We start from the raw sequence: 23,727 nt of genomic DNA on the forward strand, positions 1-23,727 counted from the left end.
AAATAATATATACAATTTGTGTATAACTTGAGTATGTTATCTGTTTTTAAAAATAATATTTTCGTTTTCATGTTAGTTACTCTAGTTTTATACACAAAAGATAAACACTATACACAGACACTATCCACATTATAAAAGTGCGCGTATCTGATCTATCTCTTGGCTCAAGACTGAATCAGTCTTGATTGAGTTTTTAATTTTTTCACAAGAATGAATAACAGTAGTGTGGTCTCGACCACCAAGTTTCTCACCAATACTTGGATATGAAACACCAAAATCCTCACGTAAAATGTACATAATCAACTGTCGTGGTTTTACGATTTCTTTTTTACGTGTTTTTTCATAAATACTCCCTTCTTCTATTTCATAAAAATCAGCTATTTTTTTAATTACATCTTTTGTTGATACTGATTTTTTTGGTTTAGAGTTGTTTTTTATAATTGATCGTATTTCATTTTGGTTTGGTACCCTACCTTTTACTTGAGATTGGAAAATAATTGAATTAAGGAGACCTTCGAGTTCTCGAATGTTTCCCCGTACTTCATTTGAGATGTATTCAACAAGATCATCCGGAAGAATAAAGTTGTTGAGTGCGGATTTTGCTTTCAATATAGCGATACGAGACTCGTGGTCAGGCTCTGGTATATCAACAATCATACCGGCGTTAAACCTTGATTTTAGACGGTCTTCAAGACCAGGAATGTAATTCGGATGTTTGTCCGAAGAGAAGATTATTTGCTTATTGTTGTCATAGAGTGCGTTGAACAGATGGAAGAGTTCTTCTTGGGTCTTTTCTTTATCTGAAAGAAATTGAATGTCGTCCATAATAAGGACATCATATTGGCGGTACTTCTCTTTAAATGAATTTGCTTTCCCTTCCTGGACTGAGTTGAGATAATCAACCGCAAAACGCTCAGAGGTGACATAAAATACTTTTTTATTGGAATTTATCTTCTTTAGTTGGTTCCCCACAGACTGAATAAGGTGTGTTTTTCCATGCCCGGTTGATCCATAGATAAAAAGTGGGTTATACACTATTCCCGGTTTTTGGGTGATCACCTGTGCTGCTGCGTGCGCGAGTTGATTGAATGGTCCGACAATAAAGGTCTCAAACGTGTAGCGTGGGTTAAGGTTGTCGTTTTTGTTTATATAGAAGTTATCAAGCGGAAGTTCATTTACTCCAAACATATCGTTTTGTTTTTTTGCTCCCACTGCTTTTTTGTTGTTGTTTTTTTGATCTTTGGAGATGATGTACTCGAGACCACGAACACCTGGTTCAAGTGTGCGTAAGATCTTTAATATAAATGTATGGTATTTGTTTGTGAGCCAGTCTTTGACAAACTGGTTCGGGACTCCAAGATAGACCACCCCCCCATCAATTTTCTGAATCCCTGTGTTTTTGAACCAAGTGCTAAAATTTGCCTTAGAGATTGATAACTCAATATCAACAAGAGTGTTTTCCCAGAGTTGCTTTGTGTCGGTATTCTTAATCATGCTTAATAATAGTTTCTTGTGAAAGTGCTATTCATTATATAGATATACCAACGATGGTAAAACTTGCGGAGTGTGATCAACTATGTTAATAAACTGTGTATAAAGGTGCCCAGTACACTCTATGTGGTTGAAGACTGGAGAATCACTTGAAATCAGAAGGTTTTTAGCGTATATTTACACAACTATGTCACAGACATACAATCCTAAAAAACGAAAGCGCCAGCGAGCACATGGCTTTTTGTCGCGCACCAAGACAGCGGGAGGGCGTAACGTGCTCAAACGTCGTCGTCAAAAGGGGCGCAAACAACTCGCTGTTTAGACCGCCAATCAGGTAAAACCGCTCTAATAAGCCAAAATCGACCTTCTCAGGTCGTTTTTTGGTATACTTTGTCTTATGAAAGAAGAAACAAAAGAATTTTTCACTTCAGTAATGAGGGGTGGAAGCCTGCACCACTCTCCACACCTCTCCCTCAAGTTTCTTTTAGGAGGAGAAGCGCCGGTTCGTGTTGTTGTCTCAAAGAAGGTCGTATCCTCAGCGGTGTCAAGAAATCGATTAAAACGACGCATCCGCGCGATTTTTAAAGAAATACACCCCCCAATTCAAGCTATTGTCTTCGCAAAGAAGGGTGTTGGCGAGGTGTCATTCGATGACCTGAGAGCTGAGTTGCAAGAGCTTACAAAGAAGGCATTGAAATAGTTGTTGTCGGCACTCTTGTGGGGTAGAATAAGCCCATGTTTTCAGCTTTTTTTCACAATTTTGTGTATGCGCCGCTTTACAACGGTCTTGTTTTTTTCATTGATATTGTTCCCTATGCTGATGTTGGAATTGCGGTGATTCTCCTCACTATTACAGTAAAACTCATACTGCTCCCTGTAGCGCAAAGTGGGATACGTTCGCAGATCCTTATGAATTCAATCAAGCCAGATCTTGAGGATATTCGTGAGAAATATAAAGAAGACAAACAAGAACAGGCGCGCAAAACAATGGATCTCTATAAAGAAAAAAAAATCAACCCATTTTCAATAATTCTTCCACTAATCGTCCAAATACCAGTTATATTCGGTCTCTATTGGGTTTTCTTCCGTGGTGGTTTGCCAAATATAAAGACAGAGCTCCTCTACTCTTTTGTTGATATACCAATCGTTGTTAATATGCACTTCCTGGGCTTTATTGATGTTGCGGGTAAGAGTATTTTGTTTGCGCTTCTTGCGGGGGTGACACAATATATATACACAAAACTCTCGTTCCCTAAGCCGCAGGAAAATAATGGAGAACCATCATTTAAAAACGATCTCGCAAAGAGTATGCATCTTCAAATGCGGTATGTTATGCCAATTGTTGTTGGGGTTATCGCCTACAGTATTTCTGCCGCAGTAGCGATCTATTGGAGCACAAGCAACCTCTTTATGATAGGACAGGAGATATTCGTTCGTCGTCGTATGATGGAAAAAAACGAGATAAAGAGCTAGACTCTAGAAACAACAACGAGTAAAAACAAAAAACAGCCCATGCAGGCTGTTTTTTGTTTCCATAAAGACTATTTCAAAGAGAGCGCCCAGAGTGTGGAATCTTTTTTGTTTGTAAAGATGAGTAGCTGTTCTTCCGGATCAACAGATATGTTGATGACATCAAGATCATACCCTGCTTCCTCGGCGTCATAGATCAATTGTGCTCGAGATGTTTCGGTGTCAAAGACCCAAATATCATCAGAGAATGACACAATGCCTTTATACCAATCGTCAGGATAAGAAGCGCTCCGATCGAGTGAATATGGGGATCCGCAGTAAAGTTTCGTGTCATTCGCCCACGCACATTTTTCGGCAAGAGTTCTGAAAGGAAGTATGGAAAGATCCTCAGTGCGTGTATTGTAGATGGCGAGCTCTGTCCCGGCGTCCCCACTTTTGGATATAAGGAGTGTTGTGCCCTTTTGGTTTGGGGTAGCAACCAACCCTTCACCAGAAATAATTTCAGTGAGACTTCCTGATCTGAGTCGATAGGTATGACCAACCACACTGCGAGAAGCCTTTGAGGTTAGTGTTATGTCGTCACCGAACCAATGTGGCGTCCAGTCGTATACTGTGGAAGAGAAGAGCAACCTACTGTTGGTTCCATCAAAATTTGATAAGAATCCATCGACTTGTTGACTTGTCTGTTGTAGGTAGAACAGGTCACCGTCTGGATGTACTGAAAGGCCGATAATATTATTTGTTAAAAACCATCCATCGAGTTCATTATCCTCTTTGATTATTTCCCCGTAAAAACTCCGCAAAGTTTCATTTTCATCGAGGTAGCGGAGGATTACCGCATCTCCCTCTGGACTCCAAACTACTTCTTGAATACGAGGGATGGTTGTGTTTGAAAGGCGTTCTTCTTGGAGTGAGTTCGCCCCCACCTCATAGATATGCCCGGTAGCACGCTCAATGTAGCGTATCCGGGTCTCTGTCTCCTCGGTAAGTATGATACCCCGTACACTCGGAACTCTTGAGATCTGTCGCAATGTTGGTATATAGACATCCTCATCAGCTGGTGCATCTAGAGTGTCTCGAGCATCTCCACTTGATGTGCCTGATGTGGGGAAAAGTCCACCACCACCTTTCCCATCAACACCCATACCCATTGGAAAATCAAAAGTATCTTTCAGATAGTGCTGATACGCGAAGAAAAGCACTCCAAGAGAAAGTGAGAAGACTATAATGATGATGAGTAGAATCTTGGTTCGTTTTTTCATACCATATTATTGATTACCAACACCGGAACCAGTTCCAAACTCACTTGCCGGCTCTTGATCTACACTAGTACCACTTGAGGTGACGCCTTCAAATTCCCACAGACCAACACCACCCTTACTTGTCTTTGATTCAAGGTTTTGTGAAGAAGTGCTTCCCGATGGGGTAACATTGATATCAAAATTGATCAAATTTGGATTGATAGTGTAGAGGATTACCCAGATAAGGAGTGCGAGAAGTAGTCCAAGAACTGCGTTAGTGATACGCTCCTTCCCCTCTGTTTTTCCATAGACGGCCTCAGAGGTCATGTACTCAATACCACCAATGGTTATCATGACAACAGCGAGTGTTGCGGCGATTGCCAAACCAATACGGAATACAGTGTTGAGAAAATCACCAAATGACATACTGCTTGTAACCCCCGGAAGTGGTGTCAGTGGGATAAAGGTTTCTTGCTGTGCGTAGGCGAGAACAGGAAGGAGTATGAGTAGCCCCAGACTAGCTCCATAAACATATATTTTTTTGTTTTGTAAGTGTTTCATATCTAAAAACTAGATCCTGATGAAGCGACACCAAAGAGTAAAGAGAATGACGCGGCTGCTTTTTGGAAAATATCGCGTGTGTTTTCTACAGAAACGGTGATGTTTGCTCTCCCCGCTTCTTCACCAGATTGTCGCACAGTAATGCTCCCACGGTCATCCCCAAGTGAGACGGGTTTTTTATCGAGTTGCCAGGCGTAGGTGATATGTGAAGCATTTCGATCACTTAATGACATAAAGAACGGAGAGGCAACAAATTTTGTTTCTGTTGTGGCCAGGTTGTAAGTTCCCGATACAGCTTGGTTGTAGAGTTGTCCGAGGAGTGGGTTGTTTTCATACACAATGATTTCCGGAGAGACGATAGGTATGTTGATGCTCGTATTTCTCACCAAAAGCCCATCAAGAGTCTCTGCTTGCACTTCAACGTTAATACTTTTACGAGGCCTTGCTTGAGAAACGCGTGCGGCACGCTTCCCTTTCCCTGAGATACGCTCAACAATACTCCCATCAACATACCAAGTGTAGACAAGTTCGTCGTCAGGAATACGAGCGCCAATATCATTTATAAAAAGTGGCACTGCTTCAATCGCGATCAAGCTGCCGATTGAGGGGAGCTTCCGTCCTTGATAGAACGCTGGGGTGTGCGTTTGCGCCTGCCACAAGAGGTCGAGTTTTGCTGGTCTTATAATGAGTTCCTGTGTGTAGACACGTGATGTGTCCTCAGCCACAATGGTTATTGTTGAGATGCTGCCGAGTCCACCAGTGGTGAATGTAAAAGAGGTTTGTCCAACACCTTGAAGTGCGAGTGTGTCATTTATAAACCATGACAAGGTCGCCACATTAAGGTCGATCGAGTAGCTTTTCACTAATATGGAAACATCTTGGTTCGCTCCAGGGTTTCGCGGCATCACCGAGGGCACAAGCACATTATTGAGCTCAGGAACGATCTGCGCGCTTGTTGGGTGTGGAAACACAAACATAGACAAAAAAATACCGAGCGTAAGAAGGAGTTTTTTTTCAAAAAGAGTAGTAAGCATACGTTTAGAGGGTATTTTCATTACGATTTGATCGTGCAGGTTTGTTTTTTACAGACCTTTGAGAGATATTGAACTGTTCTTGATCCTCCTTTCGCACCATAACAACAAGAGCAATCATAGAAAGTGTCCACGAAGGAATATTGTTTAGAATTGGGAGCACCTCTGTCACAATCGTCACACCTGCGAGCGCAATCTTTCGTGTCGATAAGAATGAAACACCATTCACTGCTAATACTATACCAAAAAAACACATCGCGAAGAACGACACTAGTGTATTAAGTATTGCGCCTAAAACCACAAACCCTATGAGTGTGAGAGCCCCTTGTATTAGGTCGGTAATAATCGCCGATAAGACCAAGACCAAAGCAAGAGTGTTAGATATCCGCGGTTTAAACTCAGCGTTTGTATCCATAGCCTAGGTGCTGGTTGTTGAATCCTCCCCTATCCCTCGGATTCGCGCCTTGTTCTTCTTCATAGCAAGGATTTGCGACGGATCCGAGGTGATGATCTGGTCTTCAGTGTAGCTCGCGACAACTTTGATTGCCACATGTTTTAACCCGGCGAAGAAGATCCCCTCTCCCACATCAGACTCAAGAAGCAAATACTTCTCTTCGTCGCTGAGCTTAAACACCTCCTGCACCTTATCGACCGAAGTTGGCGATTGTTTCATAAGCAGCTGAATGGATGAGTTGCTGATCATAGGTGCGCCATAGGGCGAATCGAGGAAGTCAGACACGTCTTGGGTGATAGTAGCAAGTCCAAGGAAGTATTTTCGACCACGCTTCGCGATACCAAAGAGGAATGATGCGGTGTCTTCCGACTTCATCATCCACCACGCCTCATCAATAACCAGAAGGCGTTTTTTAAGTTGTTTACGGACCATGTTCCAGATAAAGTGCGTGATGATATACATGGCAACCGGCTTCAAGTCGTCTTCCATATCACGAACTGAAAAGACTACAAACTTCTTATTGATATCAACATTGGTTGGTCGATTAATAAATCCTGACCACGTGCCGCGCGTGTATTTATGAAGGCGCTGTACAAGAGACTCACTTCCCTCCATGCCGGCAAGTACGAGTTCAAAGTCGGAGAGAAGCGGTGGCTCGATGTGCGAGAAGTCTGATTGCGGGGTAATGTCTTTAAGCGCGTACGTTTCCGTAATTGCGTGATCAATAATCGCATCCTCCTCAGGAGTGAGACCACCGAGCATGATGCGGAAGAGCCCAACAAGATTGATGATCTGGGAACGAATGATGTCAGCGGGATTCTCATCCTCGCGCGGTATTGGCAAGTCAAATGGGTTGATGTGGTGCTCTGAAGAAAGCGATATATTGAAGTAGCGCCCACCAGTCGCCTCTGCCATGTATTCGTACTCACGCTCAGGGTCAATCACGATTACCTCAGTATCAAACATAAGTGTGCGTAGTATCTCAAGTTTTATGGCGTAGGATTTTCCTGCACCAGACTTCGCGAACATCACTGAGTTGTAGTTCTCAAGTGAGAACCGATCAAAGAGCACTAAGCTTGAGTTGTGGCGGTTGATGCCGTGGAGTATGCCACGATCAGAGGTGAGATCAAAAGAGATGAACGGGAAAATACTGGAGAGCGGTGACGAGTTGAGCTTTGAATGAACATTAAGCTCATCGGTTGCGTCGGGGAAGACGCTTCGAAAGCCTTGTTCTTGCTGAAAAAGAGCCGGCTTGAGGTAGACGAGCTTCGACTCAAGCATCGACTTGATCTCCGACTCTACTTTATCGAGCTCATCTGTTGAGTCGCCGTAGATGGTGATGTAGAGACCAACATCAAAGATCTTCTCCTGCGCTTGTTGGAGTTGGTCACGGAGTGCTTCAAGGTCACCATACGCGGTATCGAGCTTTGGGTCGCGGACCAGCCCCTTCTCTTCACGTATTGAGATCTGACTCTGAATTTCAGCGACTTTCTTCTGAAATTTCCGGAGCACCGCAGCTGTGTCGGTTGGGTGAATCTGGATCGAAACATCAAAGACTTTGTCGAGGTTGATGATTGGTGAGAACCAGCTTTCATTGAGGAATCGTGGGTATGAGATAACAAAGAACGTGCGGGCGATCTTGTCTCCTAAATGAAGTTCTTTTGGGGTAACCTTGAGTGCTGATGGCGCGATCACATCCTTGAGTTCAAGTGCACCTGCGCGAAAAATCTCCTCAGGAAGGATTGGGATGAATGTCTCATCTTTTTTTTGTTCTTTTCTGAAGAAATCAAGAAATGCCATGTAGATATTCTTAATGAATGTTAGTGAATTTAGAAGCTCTCGACCCTGTTAAATACGACTTGAGGCGATTTTGTAAGAACATTTTACCATGGTGTGTTTTTAAATACTCCTCACGATGTCGCGCATCAGCTTTATCAAGACAAGCTTCAGCGTAGATGAGTTCACATGGTTGCCTGTCTTTCGTCGATGCTACACGACCGCTCTGGTGAGCCTCAAGTCGTCCTTTCAAATCGGTACTATAACCCGTATAGAACATGCCGTCTTTTTTCGATAGCAGTACATATATATAGTAGAACATAGAAATTGATTTGAAAGGATTTAACAGGGTGCGTGCATCATGGTCGCTGCACTCCCTGATTTAACGCAATAGGCTTCTCCTGTTCACCAGGATTGAACATTTTATAATAAAGTTCAATAAGCTCTTCGGTATCAAGCTTGATTACACGCACTCCAGAGCGAACTAATCCCTGCTCGACTACCGCCATGCGTTGTTCAAGTTGTGAGCGACTTTCTTCAAAACTTACATTGCGCGCGTCTTCTTTTTTGTCCTTTTTCCCGAATACTCTAGAGAACGCACCGCCATCCCGACTCACAATAGGCGCGGCATATGGGACAATGACAAAGAAGTTCTTGGTCATGATGTTTGAGAGATCCACAAAACTCTTCACAAAGTCTATGTATTCACGGATCTGTATCTGCATAAGATCGTCAACTGTGTTCTCGAGCTGTTCTTCAAGTAGCGCAACATATGGCCGGATATCAAGCTCACGAGATTGCACGAATATCTGAACTGAGAATTCGAGGGAGTTGAGAAAATTCTGAAATTGCGAGAGGATCGCATTCTGTTCATCGGCAGACTTGAGCGCAAAGTTAAGAGAAGACGCGATAAACACACTACGCAATGACCCGTCTTTAAGAACCACAATCCCATCGCGGATCTCTTCTACCGGTACAAAGTCTTGTGAGGCTTTTGTTTTTTGTTCCGCCATAGTTATACGTTCGTCTGGTTATGTGATCCGGTTGCTGGATTAATCGTCTCTTTGATATCAAGACTCCAAGCAAGGTCTTTTAATTTGCTTTCGGAGAGATTAGGGACCGAGAGTGTCTGTGCTCCTCCCGCCTCCTTTGCTACCGCCTCCTTTTTTGGTGTCGCTTTCTTGCTTTCCCAAAGATAGAGCTTGTTGCCAAGTGTATAGTTTATCGCGTACTCGAGGATGTTAAGGAGTGGTCGGTTGTTTACCTTATAGAAAGCGAGACCAACAGAGAGTGCAACAACAGGGCCGACCAATACGAGCGCAATGTATGTTGGGAGCAAACTCCAAATAACGAACGAAAGCCCGGCTCCCCCCGCCAGATAAATGAATTGTTTAAGTGTTAAAGGGCCGAATATCTTATCTTCGACCTCAATAAACTGCGGTACTTGGTAGCGCATGTCCTCATTATACGTTCTTTAGCGTACAAATTAAACGAGTTTATACACGAGTGATGTTTGCCAGCTGTTATCAATCATCAGTCACAAGGTGTTACTAACGAACGCCGCGAGCAAGGCTCGCGGCGTATTCACTGATTACCCAACAACTTCTAACCGACGGCTATTCCACTGGTTCTCGATAGGGGTCTACCGCATAACTCCCTTTTGGTGGCTCAAGCTTGATCTCTTTATGTCCTCGCGTGACCACGTCAGCGAATTCTTCCTTTTGTTCGGTCGGTTGTGGTTGTTGTGTTTGAGGCCGCTTTGGTGAAATAGTGGGTGCAATAGGAGTTTTTGCGGGTTCTTTCGGCGGCATTGAAGCTGTTTGCTCGAGCTTTTGGGTTGGCGACATTGACCCCTCCTCCGAGACGACAACCTCTGTTGTGCGCGCTTTTAATTCATTGCGAACAGAGAGGAAGATATCTTGAGCGACTTCAGTCGCAATCTTTTCTGCCTGATCTTTTGGTATGTTGAGCTCGTGTCGAATATTCTCCTCGTATTTTCCCGCCTCTTCAATGCCTAAGAGCACCATATAGGTCTCATTCTCGAGGATCTGTCCTTGGTCGAGGTGAAGACGGTATTTTGTTGCAATCTCACGGAGCTTCTCTGCAACCTCAGTTGAGGTGATCGCCTGCTGGAGCTTTTCCGGAAGCTCGGCGAAACGATCGCGTATGAGTTGGTGTATATTAATATCGTTCATGGAATTCTAGAGTTAGTGCTTACTTAAGGTTGGCAAGGAAATCTTTAATATCGACCGTTTTACTGTTCTCTCTGAGCATCTGTCGCACTGTTGCTACTTCGCTTTCCTTCGTCACTTTTGATCTCTCTTCAGTGTGCTCAATGGGGGGCTTAATCGCAACCTTCTCTCTCCCTGCAATCCTAGTCGTCGGTGGTGAGCTTAGTTCTTCACGAAGTTCCTCCTTCTCCTCTTTTTCCAAAAAGTCTGCAAGATCATCGGCAATAGGAACGATTAGGTCTGCAGTGATCTCGGTTGAAATAGTATAGGCTGTATCCTCTGGAATCTCCGCCTCTTTTGCGATGTTCGCGCTGAGTTCGGCGAATGGTGATAGCCCCATAATGACAAGTAGTGTCTCGTCGCTGACTGTTTGTGCGACCTCTGACGAAAGGGCATATGCGTTTGTCAGCGCGTCTATCTTATCTTCGAGTTTAGTGCTTCGCACGAACTCTCGGATTGAGGGCGGGAGCTTCACATACTGGTCTTTGATTATGTTACGTACTTGGTTCATGGTCGTTTCTTACCTTATTCTTTTGGTTTCTCATCGCTTTGGCTCGCCTCTTTTTCTTCGTTCTCGTCCTCTTCCTTTGCGACTTCTTTTGCAAGGTCGGCAAGCTTCTCTTTTTTACTCTTTTCCTTTCGGATTGCGATGGTGGCTTCCTGGTTCTTGCGCGGAACCTTTATGCCAAGTCGCTCGATAGTTGAGGTTCCAAGGACGTTTGCGTAACTTTCGGCTCGTTCTTTTCCTATCTTCCCGACTTTTTCTAGCTCACTCTTTGCTTGTTTCTCTCGCTCTTCCGCCGCGCGAACTTTCGTTTCTATGTTCTCTAGTTCAATGCTTGCGGTATTTATCTGCGTATCGATATCTTGAACTTCCGGGGCATACTCTCCAACGTCCCTTGCGCGTCGCTCTCGCTCTCTGCCGAGGGCGCCGATCCTTTCTTGTGTCGCTCTCTTCTCCTTTAGGACAACCTCCTTTTCCTTCTCGGCTTTATTTTGGGCAGCTTCGCGAGACTCTCTTAGTTTTGATTCCGTAACAACATCGGGTCCGAGGGTCTTTGCAAAACTCTTGCGGTCTTCAATCTGTTTTTTGATGACGGCTTCGTACCCACCCTTCTGCGGTTTACCAAGATCTGCCCCTGCACTCTTTGCTACCTCAGTTGCGGCTCTGGTTGCGCGAATATCATAGCTCGCTCCTGCTCCCACACGTGTTGCCTTTAGTGCTTGGCGAGCCGCGAAGCCACGCGCGCCACCTTGAGATGCAGCTTCTTTAAGCCCCTCACTCTGGGAAATATAGCGGAAGCCGCGACCTAAGGTGTGGCGTCCAATGGTGCCAATGGTGCCGAAGGTTGCTTTGCTTGCTAATTGCGAGGCACCTTTCCCTCCAGCGATTGATAGATTCTTTGCAACCATAATTGCGCCAAGCATCAGTGATGTGAGAATGGAGAAGTTGAGGACCATCTTGATGGCGGCTGTTCTGCCACCCGGATCTGCAGCGAGTATTCCCGCGAGTGCTGCGCCGTCTGGAGTGAAGGCGGCGGTAACACCCGGCATGACCTTTGCCACTGCCCAAAAGAGGATAAAGAGTGCCGGCGCGAAGATCGCGTACTCCCAGAGTTTTTTCCACCACGTCCACGTCCACTTCTGTGTTTGTGGAAGTACGAAGGCAGCAAAGGCAATTGGTGAGAGGATCATGAGTCCTATAAACCCAACTGCGCGCATAATGAGCATGCCGGCAGCGAAAAAGAATACGAACGCGGCCACCAGGAAGAATATACCAGTGAAAATTGAGTAAATGAACATAACTCCAATACCGCCATTTTGATAGTTTATCTTGTTGAGTGTTTTTAATATGGTTGTGTTGTCCCAGAGTGACCCAATGCCGGAGTGATTCATGAACTTGGCAGTGATTCCGGTAAGGGAATCGCCCTCTTGGGAGGTATATATGTCTTGTGACCCAACAATCCCTTGGTAGAACTGAAGTGCAAAAATATTTGACGCATCGATAACAAACTTCGTGAAGAAGAGACTGAAGTTAATAACAAGTGCGACTAGTATAAGTGTCGCAAGGAGCTTCTTTGCGCCGTAGTTAGCAACTCCAAGGATCGTCGAGATAGCGATGATCAGAAGTCCGAATATGAAGAATATATTTGCAAGATCGCGCAAAACCCCCCATGTTTCGGTGATGGCGGTAATATCTGAGAGGTATGTCCCTAATTTAACGACGGTTTCAACCATTACAACGTCGAGCAGTCCGCCGGCAACATACAAGAAGAAGCTCGTGAGGTAGATCGGCAAGAACGCAATGGTCTCCATGAACGAGTTGAGTGCATCCCTAATCCAACATGCAGGAGAGCTGCAACTGCTTTCAATGAAACCATCATTATTATATTGGGTGCCAGGCGGCAGCTCCTCCTCTGTAGGGGGAGCGCTCGTATTTTGTGCGTACGCCGTGTTTAATTGCACGGGGGTGTCGACTACGTCACTGCTAAAGGAAACCGGCGTAAGGAGTGCAAGAAGTATAAGGTTGATAAATATGAATTTCTTCATGGTGTTTATATATCACTTCCGCGTTGAGGGAATGACTCACATGCGCCAAGTTTTGTATTGGTGCTTTGGTTGATTGAGTCGGTGATTTCCTTCAGGTCTTCTTTTTGCTGTTGTGCGATTAGGAAGTCTTGGTTGTCGCGAATCTCTCCAGCCCTCACTAGAGGATCAAGTTCATCAGCGATAATACGCTCAACGCCCGTACGAGAACTTGCAGCAAGTAAGTTCTCTTTAATAATAAGAAGTTTTGAGATTGTGGTTTCTGCCTGATGTATTTCACTCTCAATAAGGTTTTGTAGCGGGGTGATACTTCCAGTAATGGTTGAAGATGCGCTCGCGATGGCGTTCAATGCAGTCTGCCGCTCCTCAGTGGTGAGCGTTGGTGAGAATGTGGTGCTTAGTTTACCGGTATAACAGGCCTGAAGCGATTCAAGAAGTGATTCAGAGTTGTTTAAGCGCTCAAGAGACACTCGTTTCTCTGAGATATATGACTGTTCAGTCGCGATTGCCCCTTCAACAGTGCTTACTGCATAGCTTTTAAAATCTGCTCTAGCCCCGGTATCTGATTGCGAGACGAGTTGATCCACATATGACGGGCGGCTATAACTACTTGAGCTGAGACCGCGGAGCCCTCCTTGAAGACCACCGAGTGTTTGTTGTGCGAGTTGTCCGAGGAGCGCGCCAATGATCTCATTGATCTCATCGGCAAGTTCAAGTTGGCGGAATCCTGATCCGAGTGTATTACTCAACTGCTCATTAATAACTACGCCCGGGGTGGCAATGCGGCAGTTGATTCGTGTGTTGCCAATCCCGCCCGATATAACCGGCGCACCACTCCCCTGCGCGTCTGTTGGTTGGTCACAGATCTCATATGACTTAAAACCGTTTCCCCAATTAAGAATACTGATCTGCCGGTTTTGCTCTTCTGCAATCGCAAGACGGAGCGACTGCCGTGCACCAAGAAATGAGCCGAGCGCGTTGTTGTTTGGGTTAATCGTGAGATCGAACCACGCATCCCACGCACTTTGGTTGGAGAAGTCATCAAACGCATCTTGAACATTTTCAATTGCGCCGGTGAGCGTACACGCTGCTTTATCACGTGCCGAAGAGTAGTAGTCAAGTGCGAGTGCAATCTTCACATCAATCTTGAATGGGCTACAGAGGAATGCGAGTTCCGACCCTTCGATATATCGCCCAACAACCTGGTCAGCAACATCAAGCATGAACCCTTCAAGATCTGAGACGAATGCTGGTTCACCATCAAAGCCGTTATTGATCCAATTTACAATACTTCGGGTTATGCTCGAGATAAGCACCTCACGAATGACCGTGGTGAGACCGTCGAGGATACAGTCTTTGTTTTTTATCGTACCGGTGTTTGCGGTGACTGCAGCGTCGTTTGTTGGAACCACAAGTCCGATGAGGCTCGCACCAGCACCGATAGCGGCATCAATATACCCACCACCCACACAGGAGAGAATGCCACCTGCCGCAGACCCGTATGACCCGGTACCTGTCTGTGGGTTGTACTCTCCTGTTCCAAATTCACCAGCATCTTGTGCATATGCAGTCTCAGGCACAAACCCAAAACCAAATGGAGCGACAAGTGCCAAGACAAGAAGGAAAGAAATGGATTTTTTAATGTGAGTGAATGTGTGCATACGCCTATGAATCAACGCTATTAATGATTAAATATGTGTTCAATCGCCCCAATGCCGCCTTGATCTTTGCTTCCCCTTCAGTGTAACCACTAATCGCGGTAAGTGCCGCAAGCGGATCGCTGTTTGTGTTCGCCATAGCATCGAGCACTGATACAAAGAAACTGAATGCGTTTAGCATATCAACATGAATCGACACAGCGTCAGTCGGCACCGCGACTCCTTTGAGAAGCGTGATTGTTGCTTCATACTGGGCTTTTGCATACTGGAGCTTTGTAAAACCAGACTCATCGCCACTATCAATAATGCGCGTGAATGTAATAAGCTCATCTTCTTTTACATTGAAAAGTGGCGACCAAGCACTCTGAAGCGAAGCGCGATACGCTTCAGGGGTTACTTCAGGAGAGATAAGCACATCATCCGCTGTGTTTATTGGTGCAGTTATTGGCACAACATTGCTTCCAACAAGACTCGAGACAAAATTTTCCTCAATAGAAGTACCGAGATAACCACGCTGCTTTAGGTCGATATATCCTTCGAATAGTTTAAAAGCAAGTTTTTCTGTATCGGGGAGTGATTCAACCATTTCCCGACTTATTCCTTGTGACGATCCGGTGCTTGTGTCGTTTGGTCCGGATATGAGCGGGTCGCGATCTTGTGCTATTTCGTCGCCATCTGAGGTGCCATCTCCATCGGTGTCTGCTAGGTTCGGATCAGTCTTCAAGAGAACTTCTTCCCAATCCCTCAAACCATCATTATCAGAGTCAATAGAGGCAAGTGTGTTTGTGTTAACGCTCGTATAATCATCACCAACAGTGATGGTTGTCGTTCCAACACGTTCCTTTAATTGATGTTTTATAAATGTTGCACCAACGAGAAGCAACCCGCATATAACGGCAATAGCCACAACGTTTTTCTTTCCGAAACGCCCTTCCACTCCTTTAGTATAGCAGTGTTTCTAACTCTTTTTCACTGGTGAGTGTGAACAAATTGTCTAACGCTAATAGGTGCGCTAAAAAGGGAGGTTGAATATCAATCCTGGTTCGCTTTCATTAAAAACAATACCGTAGACGCGGAATGTCTGCGCGAGGTTCATATACGCGTCGATAAACGGAGTGAGCGTGTTGTTGTAGGCAAGAAGATCATCAACTGATACCGCACTTAAGAGAAGTGCATTCATGCCGCCGGCGATGCTGAGATATGCTTGTATCAGGTTTTTGTGCATGTCGGCAACGGTTTCAGGTGGAGTAATACTGAGAAGTGAATCGGCAGTCGCAGCATAATCATCAGCAAGTAGTTTCATCGCCTGGCGCGAAGTCGTGTCTTTCGGGTTGGTGATAAATGAATTAAGCACCGCAGATTCATCGCGCCCAGAGTCGAGGCGGTCTTGTATTGTTGTGCCGACACTATTGCCGTAGCGTTTTAAGGCAACCGCTGCTTCATCTAGAAAAAAGCTCGAAGAGGATTTGGTATCATACTCATCTTGAGTCATGGTGCTGCTGGTGCGTGACTCAAGAAAGTCAGAAAGGGTTGTGTGGCTAAGTTCGTATGAAGTACGCTCTGCGTTCATCTGAAGTTGGCCGATCGATTCATATCCAGATGGTTTCCCTGTCGATCCGGAAACAGTGAGCCCATCTTCAAGTTGTCCTCCAACAGGTCCCTCTTGAGTGTTTTCTGCAAGCAAAAATATACTACTCAAAACAAGTGCAAGCAGGGCAATAAGCAGAGAAACCCCTTTAAGATGTGCATACATAGTAGTGAGTATATCACGCAGAGTGTATACTTTTTGTATGTATACGCACACACTAAATACGCGATCAATAATTATTCTCGCTTCCCTCTTTGTGCTCTCACTCACCCTTCTTTTTGTGCCAACTCGCGCACACGCGCTCAAACCATTTGGTGGTCAGGTTGGTGCAATCATCCCGTGTATGGGTGGTTCTATTCACGCGACCGTCGGACCACCGGTTGGAGGCGCTTATATATGGACACCGGGAACACGGACATATCTCTTTGGGCCACCTTCTCCCGGTAGATGGGTATTGGGGAATGCTGCAGGTCCGGGTATTTGTGTTGTCTCTATAAACCCGCCGATCTTCTTTACTGGACTGGTTATGGTAATGGTCGGTTCAAGTGGTATCTAAGAGATCTCTTCAGTAAGCTCTCTCCACATCTCTAGCGGCACGTCTTCTGCGCGCACGTTCTCATCAAGGTCAATCTTTTTAAATATGTTGATGAGTGCTTCCTTCTCGGTCAGTGTTTGTAAATTATTTAAAAGGTACTTTCGTTTGCTCGCAAAACCCGCTTTCACTATTTCAAAAAAGCGCCTTTCGGTACTGTTTCCAAAAAAGTCGCGTGAAATATTTTCAATCGCAAGAATCGCCGAGTCTACTCTTGGTACGGGGCGGAATGCGCCGGCTTTTATAGTGCCGACATAACGTGGTGTGCCATACGCTTTCACGCTCAGCGAGAGAATGCTTTCTTTTTTCTCGCGAGCGATACGCTCCGCAATTTCCTTTTGCACAATAAACACAATACTTTTCGGCTGGACTGTGTTTTCAAGAAGTGATCGTAAAATAAGACCGGTGATATAGTATGGAATATTCGCGACCACGATGAACGCATGGTCATGAAGTCCGAGCGAAGCGAGGTTTATCTCGAGTATGTCGCCAGGGACAATAACAAGCTTCCCGCTCGTGACTTCTTCGGTAAATGTTTCCTCGAGCCGGCGCGCGAGCTCAAGGTCTTTCTCGACCGCGATCACCTTCCCCGACCGTTTCACGAGCTCTTTGGTGAGCGCACCTTCGCCCGGCCCGATCTCAAGTATAGTGTCCGTTGGTGAAACACCCGCCGCCTCGACCGTTTTTATAATGGATTGTGGTGCGACGAGAAAATGCTGTCCAAGTGATTTCTTTGCTCTCATAGTCTCTATTCAATCACGAGGAATTCCGTCGTGCCAGACTTCTCGTACGTATCACTTTCAGCGCCCTCGACCTCGCAGTACTCTTCAGGGATATCACTTATGAACTCAGATGGTAGGTGTGCTTCTTTTGACCCGAAGATCATGCGCATATGAGCGAACGTGAGAAACACTTTTGTGCGTGCGCGAGTGAGGGCGACGTAAAACAAACGACGCTCTTCTTCGGAGTCGCGGTCGTCTTCCCGCTCTTGCGGGAAGAGTCCCTCTTCGAGCCCGGAGACGAACACGTAGTCAAACTCCAATCCCTTCGACGCATGCACGGTCATCAGTTTGACTGCGTCGTGATCCTTCGCGAGCGAGTCTTGGTCGGTCGCGAGCGCGGCGTCCTCGAGCAGTTTCTCGATACCTTCTTGCGGCGCGAGTGAGTCGTACTTACTGGCAAGCGAGACCAGTTCGTGTACGTTTGCGAGCCGCTCAATGTCTTCTTCTTTCTTGCCGACTTTAAGATGCGTCTCGAGTCCGCTTGCGGTGAGTATGAAACGGATCGTCTCTGATGGTTTCTTCTTGAGTGCGTGCTCGCCGATCTCTCTGAGGAGTGTGCGGAACTTCTCGACACGAGCGCGCGTCGCAGGTGTAAGGAGATGATCTTCGTTCTGCACCATCCGAAGGAGTGTCACCTTGCCGATGCCGCGCGGTGGCACGTCGACGATGCGTTTGATGTCAGCGGTACTCTCTTCGTTAAGTGCTGCGCGGAGGAACGCGAGTATGTCCTTCACCTCTTTGCGGTCGAAGAATTTGGTGCCGAGCACTTGATACGGTATGTCCTCGTAGAGGAATACTTCTTCAAGTACACGTGACTGGAAGTTGGTCCGATACAATACCGCCATCTCGCGATACGGCACACCCTGTCGATGAAGCGCATCAACTTTTTGTGTGATGTACGCAGCTTCTGCCGCTTCGTCGTACGCTCCCGCAATTGTGATCCTCTCTCCCGAGGTGGCGTTTGTAAAGAGCGTCTTCGGGACGCGGTTCTTGTTCTTCTCAATGATCGCGTTTGATGCGTTAATAATATTCTTCGTTGAGCGATAGTTCTCCTCAAGGAGTATTGTCGTTGTGCCGGGGTAGGTCTTTTCAAAATCGAGAAGGTTTTGTATGTCGGCCCCGCGCCAGCTGTAAATGTTTTGGTCGATATCACCAACGACACAAATATTCTTCGCATCACCAGCGAGCAACTCACTCATACGATATTGTACTTTGTTTGTGTCTTGGTACTCGTCAATAAGAATGTGCTTCCATGTGTCGGTGTACCCTTTGCGGATTGTGCTGTTATTCTCAAGAAGTTTCATACTCTTGAGAAGAAGGTCGTCAAAATCAAGCGCGTGTTCGCCGTTAAGTATCTTTTCATACTGTTCCCAGACCATAAGCGTCACCCGCTTCAGGTAGTCGTTGCCGGCAGACTCACGAAACTCACTGAGCGATACGCCATCTCCTTTCTCGCGCGAGATAATCCCGAGTACCTTGCGTGGCTCAAACTGCTTCGGGTCGATATCACTGCGTTTCATCGCCTCTTTGATTGCACGAATAGAATCACTCCGATCATAAATAGAAAAGTGTCGCTTGAGACCGATCTCCCGCGCGTGTTCTTTGAGGATGTGTACACCGAGCGCATGAAAGGTCGAGATGAACGGCTTTGGATCGCGCGCGCTTTGTGCGAGAGGAAGGTTGAGTTCTCGATCGTTCTGAATAAGCTCCATCACCCGCTCGCGCATCTCTTTTGCTGCCTTATTAGTGAAAGTGATTGCGAGGATTGCGCTCGGGTCGACCCTGTTTTTGATGAGATGAAGGATGCGATGAGTCAAAACACGCGTTTTGCCGGCACCAGCACCAGCAATAATAAGAAGCGGTCCCTCGATTGTCTCAACAGCATCTCTTTGTGCGGGGTTGAGGCCGTTGAGGTGGTGGTTCCTCGGTTTTTTTTGCTCGATATCTAACACAAAAAAACTATAGCACGAAGCGGGGTGAAGTCGTCAGAATATGGCTTAAAATATGGCTTAAAAAGCGAGTGTGGCATGCTGTGTACAACCTGTTGACTTTAAATGTGTGGAGGATATAGTGGGTGCATAGCTGTATGGGCGCTATTTTCTGTGGCTTAACAGAGCCATTCTTCAGATAGAACGACAGAATTTCCCAGTAACCTTTAGCTTATCGAATCAAACCAACAAGATTCCGACCCCTCACATAATACATTTGGTCGGAGGACAAAAGAGGTACGCACGCGGCTCAAGACCGCTCTTTTCTCGGTGATGCCGTCAGTATTGCTGGTATTCTCTTTGTTTGCTTCTTCTCCTCTCCCTGCGCACGCCGGAATTTTTTCTTTCTTGTCAGGTCTTTTTGCGGGTAGTAAAAGTGAAGCAGTATCCACCGCTACTGGGTTACAGATAGCCTCAGCACTTCGTGGTGCGCTTAATGTCGACCCAAACCCAGCAAAGGGAGGTGGTGATATCACTATCGTTGATGGCTCCGCGCTTCTTGCAGAGACCGGACCTGCCGGCACCTTAGCGGATATTGAAGAACATCCGAACAACGGGCAGATCAGCATCTACGTCGTGCGCTCAGGCGACTCACTCTCACAGATCGCGAATATGTTCGGTGTTTCAACGGGTACGATCATTTGGGCGAACGATATTAAGCGCGGCTCACTCATCCGTGAGGGTCAAACATTGGTTATCCTTCCTATCTCCGGTGTGCAGCACACAGTTAAGAAGGGAGACACGCTTAAGGGAATCGTTAAGGAGTACAAGGGTGATTTTAATGAAGTGGTCCAATACAATAACCTCCCAGAAGATGCAATACTTGCCGTCGGTGATGTGATCACGATTCCTGGAGGCGAAGGTGAGACCAAGACCTACTCAAGCGCAGGTACGGTGGTGCGTGGTACGAATGTGCCGTCGTACTCTGGCTACTATATCCGCCCGGTCGTCGGCGCGGTTAAGTCACAAGGACTTCATGGTTATAACGCGGTTGATCTCGCGGCACCATCAGGAACTCCGATTCTTGCAGCGGCTTCAGGTACCGTTATCGTCGCACGTGGTTCAGGTTGGAACGGCGGATACGGCGTATATGTTGCGATTCGTCACGACAACGGTACGCAGACACTCTACTCACACCTCTCAAACATGATCGTCTACTCAGGACAGTACGTGGTCCAAGGTCAGGTTATCGGATATTTGGGTAATACGGGACGAAGCACCGGACCTCACCTGCACTTTGAGGTTCGCGGCGCCAAAAACCCATTCTAAGAACAAAAGCTCAGTTTAAGCGAATTGCTTTGTTGCGTTCGCGAAAAGTTTGTTCACAATACCGGTAAGTATTGCTCACAAACTTTTCGCTCCGCGCCGCGCACTTCATCTTAAACTGAGTTTTTGTTTTATATATGCCATAGGGTATTGTTGGTATATGAATACTGAACCTGAGGGGTATCTACAAGATGTTCTGGATTGTATTAAAGATATTCGTGTGGATATAGGGAGCGGTAGCGATTTCACTCACCAACGAGAAATCGATTTCCGCCAAGGCTTTTTTCGTAAGAAAGGGGTTTTGGTACCTATCGAGACGGTAATCCACCGTATCCATCTTGAGGAGCATGAATTACTGGTGTTAGACAGCTATGTCCTGCTGGCAGAACAAATTTTGAGCGAGCCAGGAAACCGAATGAATTACTTTGCTCTCAGGACGCTCCATGAAATCGGTTTTAGTAGAATCGACACCCTATTTGCTGACCCTGTTTCTGAAGAGGATAGGATGGAGTTTAAAAGGATAGAATCATTGTCTGATTTAGTACAGGTGCCGACACACACAAGAGATTTCCTCAGACTTCTAAATGACGAAAGAGAGAAATTAGACCAGGAATCCAGGAAACTTTTTGAAAGTGTTGAAAGTATTCTTAAAGAAGGAGGACAAACACCTCCCTCTAAAATTAAAAAGATCCGTCACTTAACAAACAATCGACTTCCCAAGTATATTAAAGATGTTGATATGCCAGAGATACTTCGAGAGAAAACAGACTTTAATTATTTGCGTATATCTCTTTCGCATATATTGCACGGGAATCCAATTGGGATACGTGTTGCCGTACACCCCGATTTTGCTGAGAGCAATAAGAATCATGCTTTAGTTGTTTTATGGAATACTGGATTAAACATTCTCATCAGAACGAAACCTTTTGTTACTGATGAGAAGACGCTTAAAAATATAGATAGGCTAGTAACAAGGGCTGAGGATATCTGGGATGAGTTTCAACGCAGGAGGCTAGCTTATAGATCAAATAAGAAAAAATAAACGCCAACCTGAGGTTAGCGTTTATTGTGGCTTGCTGAAGCTGTGGTTTAGGAAACACCAGGCACACCCTGGCGTTTTTTTAATGAAGAATATCGAATGTCCCTCATGTATCCAGCTTGTATTTTATCGAAAACTGCGCGGACGATATTGGAGCGCTTCTAAGATGTGGGTATCTTTGACATCTTCGCTTTCATCGATGTCGGCGATGGTGCGGGCGAGCTTGACGACGCGATGATATGCGCGCGGCGAGAGGTCGAGTTTGCCGGCGGCGGTATTAAGCAGATTGCGTACATTCTCTTCAAGTGGGACATGCGTGCCGAGGTCGCGCACCGTCATCTCATTGTTGGTCTTCTCTTCCCCCAAGAATCGCTCGCGTTGAATACTTCGCGCGCACGCAACTTTCTCTCGAAGCGTACCCGATTCGCGTGCTCGCTCCTCATTGTCTCCGAGCATCTTGTGGTCGATGTGCCCAACCTCGATCCACATGTCGACACGATCGACGATTGGTCCCGAGATCTTCTTCTCGAACCGTGCTTGCTCAATACCGTCGCGCTCAGGCGGGTTCATTGCGGCAACAAGGATAAAGTTCGCCGGGAAACGCGCGGAACCCTTGGCGCGAGTCACGGTGATGGTGCGCTCTTCAAGTGGCTGGCGAAGCGCATCGATGGTGCGCCGTTCGAACTCAGGAAATTCATCGAGGAAGAGTACTCCGCGGTGTGCGAGGGTAATCTCACCCGGCTTCGGGGTGGTACCGCCGCCGACAAGTGAAACATATGACGCAGTATGGTGTGGTGAGCGGAATGGCGGTGTGGTGAGGAGTGTCTCGTCGAGTGTCCCGGCAATCGAGTGAATTGAGGTGACTTCAAGTATTTCATCAAACGAAAGCCGAGGCAGAATGTCTGCAAACGCTCTGGCGAGCATGGTTTTTCCTGTGCCTGGTGGACCGTAGAGCACAATGTTGTGCCTACCGGCAGCCGCAATGAGCAGGCCGCGCTTTGCAGACTCTTGTCCACGAATGTCGCCGAAGTCGATCACCCCTTCGTGCGAGCTCTCAGGGATCTTGGTTTCCGGTTGTTTCTTTAGTCGCGGCAACTCAGACGCCTCTTCTTCCGCTTCAGCAATAAGGTGGTTGATGATCTCGCTGAGTGTACGCGCACCAAAGACCGCGATTCCTTCGATGAGCGCGGCTTCTTCCGCGTTTCCCGCTGGGAGAAAAACTTCCTTAAAGCCCATTTGCCGCGCTTTGCGCACTAAAGGGAGTGTGCCGTTGATCTCGCGGAGCTCGCCATCAAGCGAGAGTTCACCCAAGAAGAGCTTCCCTGTCGGGTCAAATGAGATATCCTCGTTTGCGAGGAGGTATGCGAGTGCAATACCCAAATCAAACGCCGGCCCCTCTTTCTTGAGGTCGGCCGGCGCGAGTGAGATGATAACTTTTTGGTTTTTGTTTTTGGGTGAGGTGAACCCTGAGTTTTTGATTGCGGCTGAGACGCGATCGCGCGATTCCTCAACTGCCTTTCCGGGGAGTCCGACAATCGAGAATGCATGGAGTCCGTTTGAGAGGTCTACCTCAACATCGATGATGTGAGCTTCGAGGAGCGAGGTTTGTGCACTGTAGACCTTGGCGAAACTCATAGAGAGTGAGAGCTACTCGTTCATATGTGCGCTACAGGTTGATGCGGCCGGGTTTGCAAGAAGTCGCTCTTCGCTAATTGTTTCACCACACACCGAGCAGGTGCCGTACGTCGCTGTGTTGATGCGCTCGAGAGCATCTTTCACCTCTCGATAACGCAACTCAAGATCTTTAAGTGTTGCGATATTGGTCTCGTACTCTTCGACTGCGTCTGCACGCTCATTTTGATCAGCTGCATCGACATCGAGTCCCGCACCTTTCGCCTCCCAGTCTCCGGGAGTTTCTTCACTTGGCTGCGCAATACTCTGAAGTTGCGCTTCGAGTGTCTGTTTCTCGGTTTCTAATTTTTCTTTATAGTGTTCTGTATTCATACGCGGTA

At 46.5% G+C, this 23,727-nt stretch carries 25 protein-coding genes; 6 read left to right on the forward strand and 19 right to left on the reverse strand.

Annotated features, from left to right (window positions below; genetic code table 11):
* Window positions 1–129: 129 nt before the first annotated feature.
* The gene (gene dnaA, locus OQJ98_03070) at window positions 130–1,494 is read right to left on the reverse strand and encodes a chromosomal replication initiator protein DnaA (GenBank protein ID MCW9054930.1); all 1,365 of its coding nucleotides are present in this window, start codon (window positions 1,492–1,494) and stop codon (window positions 130–132) included.
* A 184-nt stretch (window positions 1,495–1,678) separates the two neighbouring features.
* On the opposite strand from dnaA, the gene rpmH reads away from it, so the two are divergent.
* From rpmH to OQJ98_03085, 3 genes are all read left to right on the forward strand, one after another.
* Entirely contained in the window at window positions 1,679–1,813 is a 135-nt protein-coding gene (gene rpmH / locus OQJ98_03075; GenBank protein MCW9054931.1) for a 50S ribosomal protein L34, read from the forward strand.
* Between the two features lie 75 nt (window positions 1,814–1,888).
* On the forward strand, window positions 1,889–2,191 hold the full coding sequence (gene rnpA / locus OQJ98_03080; protein MCW9054932.1) for a ribonuclease P protein component: 303 nt from the start codon (window positions 1,889–1,891) through the stop codon (window positions 2,189–2,191).
* Window positions 2,192–2,226: 35 nt separating this feature from the next.
* Window positions 2,227–2,964 carry a YidC/Oxa1 family membrane protein insertase gene (locus OQJ98_03085; GenBank protein ID MCW9054933.1) on the forward strand — a complete coding sequence of 246 codons (738 nt, stop codon included), beginning with the start codon at window positions 2,227–2,229 and terminating at the stop codon, window positions 2,962–2,964.
* Window positions 2,965–3,032: 68 nt separating this feature from the next.
* Here OQJ98_03085 and OQJ98_03090 read toward each other — a convergent pair whose 3' ends face one another.
* The 14 genes from OQJ98_03090 to OQJ98_03155 all read right to left on the reverse strand — a co-directional run bounded on the left by OQJ98_03090 (window position 3,033) and on the right by OQJ98_03155 (window position 16,213).
* A complete protein-coding gene (locus OQJ98_03090; protein ID MCW9054934.1) occupies window positions 3,033–4,223 on the reverse strand; it encodes a hypothetical protein in 1,191 nt (396 codons plus the stop codon).
* A gap of 6 nt (window positions 4,224–4,229) precedes the next feature.
* On the reverse strand, window positions 4,230–4,763 hold the full coding sequence (locus OQJ98_03095; GenBank protein MCW9054935.1) for a pilin: 534 nt from the start codon (window positions 4,761–4,763) through the stop codon (window positions 4,230–4,232).
* A gap of 2 nt (window positions 4,764–4,765) precedes the next feature.
* A complete protein-coding gene (locus tag OQJ98_03100; protein ID MCW9054936.1) occupies window positions 4,766–5,797 on the reverse strand; it encodes a hypothetical protein in 1,032 nt (343 codons plus the stop codon).
* A 4-nt stretch (window positions 5,798–5,801) separates the two neighbouring features.
* Window positions 5,802–6,209 (reverse strand): hypothetical protein, encoded by a 408-nt coding sequence (locus OQJ98_03105; protein ID MCW9054937.1) that lies wholly within the window; start codon window positions 6,207–6,209, stop codon window positions 5,802–5,804.
* Window positions 6,210–6,212: 3 nt separating this feature from the next.
* On the reverse strand, window positions 6,213–8,048 hold the full coding sequence (locus OQJ98_03110; protein ID MCW9054938.1) for a DUF87 domain-containing protein: 1,836 nt from the start codon (window positions 8,046–8,048) through the stop codon (window positions 6,213–6,215).
* Window positions 8,049–8,058: 10 nt separating this feature from the next.
* Window positions 8,059–8,346: a GIY-YIG nuclease family protein gene (locus tag OQJ98_03115; GenBank protein MCW9054939.1), complete on the reverse strand. Its 288-nt coding sequence runs from the start codon at window positions 8,344–8,346 to the stop codon at window positions 8,059–8,061.
* A gap of 37 nt (window positions 8,347–8,383) precedes the next feature.
* On the reverse strand, window positions 8,384–9,037 hold the full coding sequence (locus OQJ98_03120; protein MCW9054940.1) for a hypothetical protein: 654 nt from the start codon (window positions 9,035–9,037) through the stop codon (window positions 8,384–8,386).
* Window positions 9,038–9,039: 2 nt separating this feature from the next.
* A complete protein-coding gene (locus tag OQJ98_03125) occupies window positions 9,040–9,480 on the reverse strand; it encodes a PrgI family protein (GenBank protein ID MCW9054941.1) in 441 nt (146 codons plus the stop codon).
* A 160-nt stretch (window positions 9,481–9,640) separates the two neighbouring features.
* Complete coding sequence (locus OQJ98_03130; protein ID MCW9054942.1) at window positions 9,641–10,219, reverse strand: hypothetical protein; 579 nt, start codon at window positions 10,217–10,219, stop codon at window positions 9,641–9,643.
* Between the two features lie 19 nt (window positions 10,220–10,238).
* On the reverse strand, window positions 10,239–10,766 hold the full coding sequence (locus tag OQJ98_03135; GenBank protein ID MCW9054943.1) for a hypothetical protein: 528 nt from the start codon (window positions 10,764–10,766) through the stop codon (window positions 10,239–10,241).
* Window positions 10,767–10,780: 14 nt separating this feature from the next.
* Window positions 10,781–12,805 (reverse strand): hypothetical protein, encoded by a 2,025-nt coding sequence (locus tag OQJ98_03140; GenBank protein MCW9054944.1) that lies wholly within the window; start codon window positions 12,803–12,805, stop codon window positions 10,781–10,783.
* A 5-nt stretch (window positions 12,806–12,810) separates the two neighbouring features.
* Complete coding sequence (locus OQJ98_03145; GenBank protein MCW9054945.1) at window positions 12,811–14,463, reverse strand: hypothetical protein; 1,653 nt, start codon at window positions 14,461–14,463, stop codon at window positions 12,811–12,813.
* A gap of 4 nt (window positions 14,464–14,467) precedes the next feature.
* Window positions 14,468–15,397: a thrombospondin type 3 repeat-containing protein gene (locus OQJ98_03150; GenBank protein ID MCW9054946.1), complete on the reverse strand. Its 930-nt coding sequence runs from the start codon at window positions 15,395–15,397 to the stop codon at window positions 14,468–14,470.
* 75 nt (window positions 15,398–15,472) lie between these two features.
* Entirely contained in the window at window positions 15,473–16,213 is a 741-nt protein-coding gene (locus tag OQJ98_03155) for a hypothetical protein (GenBank protein MCW9054947.1), read from the reverse strand.
* 37 nt (window positions 16,214–16,250) lie between these two features.
* Between OQJ98_03155 and OQJ98_03160 the strand changes: the two genes are divergently transcribed.
* Window positions 16,251–16,604, forward strand: a complete 354-nt coding sequence (locus OQJ98_03160; GenBank protein MCW9054948.1) for a hypothetical protein — start codon at window positions 16,251–16,253, stop codon at window positions 16,602–16,604.
* On the opposite strand, the gene rsmA is transcribed toward OQJ98_03160, so the two are convergent.
* Together rsmA and OQJ98_03170 are read right to left on the reverse strand one after the other, a co-directional pair.
* Window positions 16,601–17,383: a 16S rRNA (adenine(1518)-N(6)/adenine(1519)-N(6))-dimethyltransferase RsmA gene (gene rsmA, locus OQJ98_03165; protein MCW9054949.1), complete on the reverse strand. Its 783-nt coding sequence runs from the start codon at window positions 17,381–17,383 to the stop codon at window positions 16,601–16,603. The two genes, OQJ98_03160 and rsmA, sit on opposite strands and share 4 nt — an antisense overlap.
* 5 nt (window positions 17,384–17,388) lie before the next feature.
* Window positions 17,389–19,374, reverse strand: a complete 1,986-nt coding sequence (locus OQJ98_03170) for a UvrD-helicase domain-containing protein (GenBank protein MCW9054950.1) — start codon at window positions 19,372–19,374, stop codon at window positions 17,389–17,391.
* Between the two features lie 309 nt (window positions 19,375–19,683).
* On the opposite strand from OQJ98_03170, the gene OQJ98_03175 reads away from it, so the two are divergent.
* Together OQJ98_03175 and OQJ98_03180 are read left to right on the forward strand one after the other, a co-directional pair.
* The gene (locus OQJ98_03175) at window positions 19,684–20,679 is read left to right on the forward strand and encodes a M23 family metallopeptidase (GenBank protein ID MCW9054951.1); all 996 of its coding nucleotides are present in this window, start codon (window positions 19,684–19,686) and stop codon (window positions 20,677–20,679) included.
* Window positions 20,680–20,836: 157 nt separating this feature from the next.
* Window positions 20,837–21,718 carry a hypothetical protein gene (locus OQJ98_03180; protein ID MCW9054952.1) on the forward strand — a complete coding sequence of 294 codons (882 nt, stop codon included), beginning with the start codon at window positions 20,837–20,839 and terminating at the stop codon, window positions 21,716–21,718.
* A gap of 123 nt (window positions 21,719–21,841) precedes the next feature.
* Here OQJ98_03180 and OQJ98_03185 read toward each other — a convergent pair whose 3' ends face one another.
* Both OQJ98_03185 and OQJ98_03190 read right to left on the reverse strand, forming a co-directional pair.
* Entirely contained in the window at window positions 21,842–23,350 is a 1,509-nt protein-coding gene (locus tag OQJ98_03185) for a YifB family Mg chelatase-like AAA ATPase (GenBank protein ID MCW9054953.1), read from the reverse strand.
* A 12-nt stretch (window positions 23,351–23,362) separates the two neighbouring features.
* Window positions 23,363–23,719, reverse strand: coding sequence for a TraR/DksA C4-type zinc finger protein (locus OQJ98_03190; protein MCW9054954.1), 357 nt, complete (start codon window positions 23,717–23,719; stop codon window positions 23,363–23,365).
* Between the last annotated feature and the right edge of the window lie 8 nt (window positions 23,720–23,727).

The organism is Candidatus Paceibacterota bacterium (assembly GCA_026195275.1).
Lineage (GTDB): Bacteria > Patescibacteriota > Minisyncoccia > Phycocordibacterales > JABMNX01 > JABMNX01.

Excerpts from the sequence above, each read along its gene's own strand:
- dnaA (MCW9054930.1), bottom strand. The coding sequence starts at position 1,494 with ATGATTAAGAATACCGACACAAAGCAACTCTGGGAAAACACTCTTGTT.
- OQJ98_03100 (MCW9054936.1), bottom strand. The coding sequence starts at position 5,797 with ATGCTTACTACTCTTTTTGAAAAAAAACTCCTTCTTACGCTCGGTATT.
- OQJ98_03135 (MCW9054943.1), bottom strand. The coding sequence starts at position 10,766 with ATGAACCAAGTACGTAACATAATCAAAGACCAGTATGTGAAGCTCCCG.
- OQJ98_03110 (MCW9054938.1), bottom strand. The coding sequence starts at position 8,048 with ATGGCATTTCTTGATTTCTTCAGAAAAGAACAAAAAAAAGATGAGACA.
- OQJ98_03180 (MCW9054952.1), top strand. The coding sequence starts at position 20,837 with ATGAATACTGAACCTGAGGGGTATCTACAAGATGTTCTGGATTGTATT.
- OQJ98_03105 (MCW9054937.1), bottom strand. The coding sequence starts at position 6,209 with ATGGATACAAACGCTGAGTTTAAACCGCGGATATCTAACACTCTTGCT.
- OQJ98_03095 (MCW9054935.1), bottom strand. The coding sequence starts at position 4,763 with ATGAAACACTTACAAAACAAAAAAATATATGTTTATGGAGCTAGTCTG.
- OQJ98_03120 (MCW9054940.1), bottom strand. The coding sequence starts at position 9,037 with ATGGCGGAACAAAAAACAAAAGCCTCACAAGACTTTGTACCGGTAGAA.
- rpmH (MCW9054931.1), top strand. The coding sequence starts at position 1,679 with ATGTCACAGACATACAATCCTAAAAAACGAAAGCGCCAGCGAGCACAT.
- OQJ98_03115 (MCW9054939.1), bottom strand. The coding sequence starts at position 8,346 with ATGTTCTACTATATATATGTACTGCTATCGAAAAAAGACGGCATGTTC.
- OQJ98_03090 (MCW9054934.1), bottom strand. The coding sequence starts at position 4,223 with ATGAAAAAACGAACCAAGATTCTACTCATCATCATTATAGTCTTCTCA.
- OQJ98_03175 (MCW9054951.1), top strand. The coding sequence starts at position 19,684 with ATGCCGTCAGTATTGCTGGTATTCTCTTTGTTTGCTTCTTCTCCTCTC.
- OQJ98_03190 (MCW9054954.1), bottom strand. The coding sequence starts at position 23,719 with ATGAATACAGAACACTATAAAGAAAAATTAGAAACCGAGAAACAGACA.
- OQJ98_03160 (MCW9054948.1), top strand. The coding sequence starts at position 16,251 with ATGTATACGCACACACTAAATACGCGATCAATAATTATTCTCGCTTCC.
- rsmA (MCW9054949.1), bottom strand. The coding sequence starts at position 17,383 with ATGAGAGCAAAGAAATCACTTGGACAGCATTTTCTCGTCGCACCACAA.
- OQJ98_03155 (MCW9054947.1), bottom strand. The coding sequence starts at position 16,213 with ATGTATGCACATCTTAAAGGGGTTTCTCTGCTTATTGCCCTGCTTGCA.
- OQJ98_03125 (MCW9054941.1), bottom strand. The coding sequence starts at position 9,480 with ATGCGCTACCAAGTACCGCAGTTTATTGAGGTCGAAGATAAGATATTC.
- OQJ98_03185 (MCW9054953.1), bottom strand. The coding sequence starts at position 23,350 with ATGAGTTTCGCCAAGGTCTACAGTGCACAAACCTCGCTCCTCGAAGCT.
- OQJ98_03130 (MCW9054942.1), bottom strand. The coding sequence starts at position 10,219 with ATGAACGATATTAATATACACCAACTCATACGCGATCGTTTCGCCGAG.
- OQJ98_03140 (MCW9054944.1), bottom strand. The coding sequence starts at position 12,805 with ATGAAGAAATTCATATTTATCAACCTTATACTTCTTGCACTCCTTACG.
- rnpA (MCW9054932.1), top strand. The coding sequence starts at position 1,889 with ATGAAAGAAGAAACAAAAGAATTTTTCACTTCAGTAATGAGGGGTGGA.
- OQJ98_03085 (MCW9054933.1), top strand. The coding sequence starts at position 2,227 with ATGTTTTCAGCTTTTTTTCACAATTTTGTGTATGCGCCGCTTTACAAC.
- OQJ98_03145 (MCW9054945.1), bottom strand. The coding sequence starts at position 14,463 with ATGCACACATTCACTCACATTAAAAAATCCATTTCTTTCCTTCTTGTC.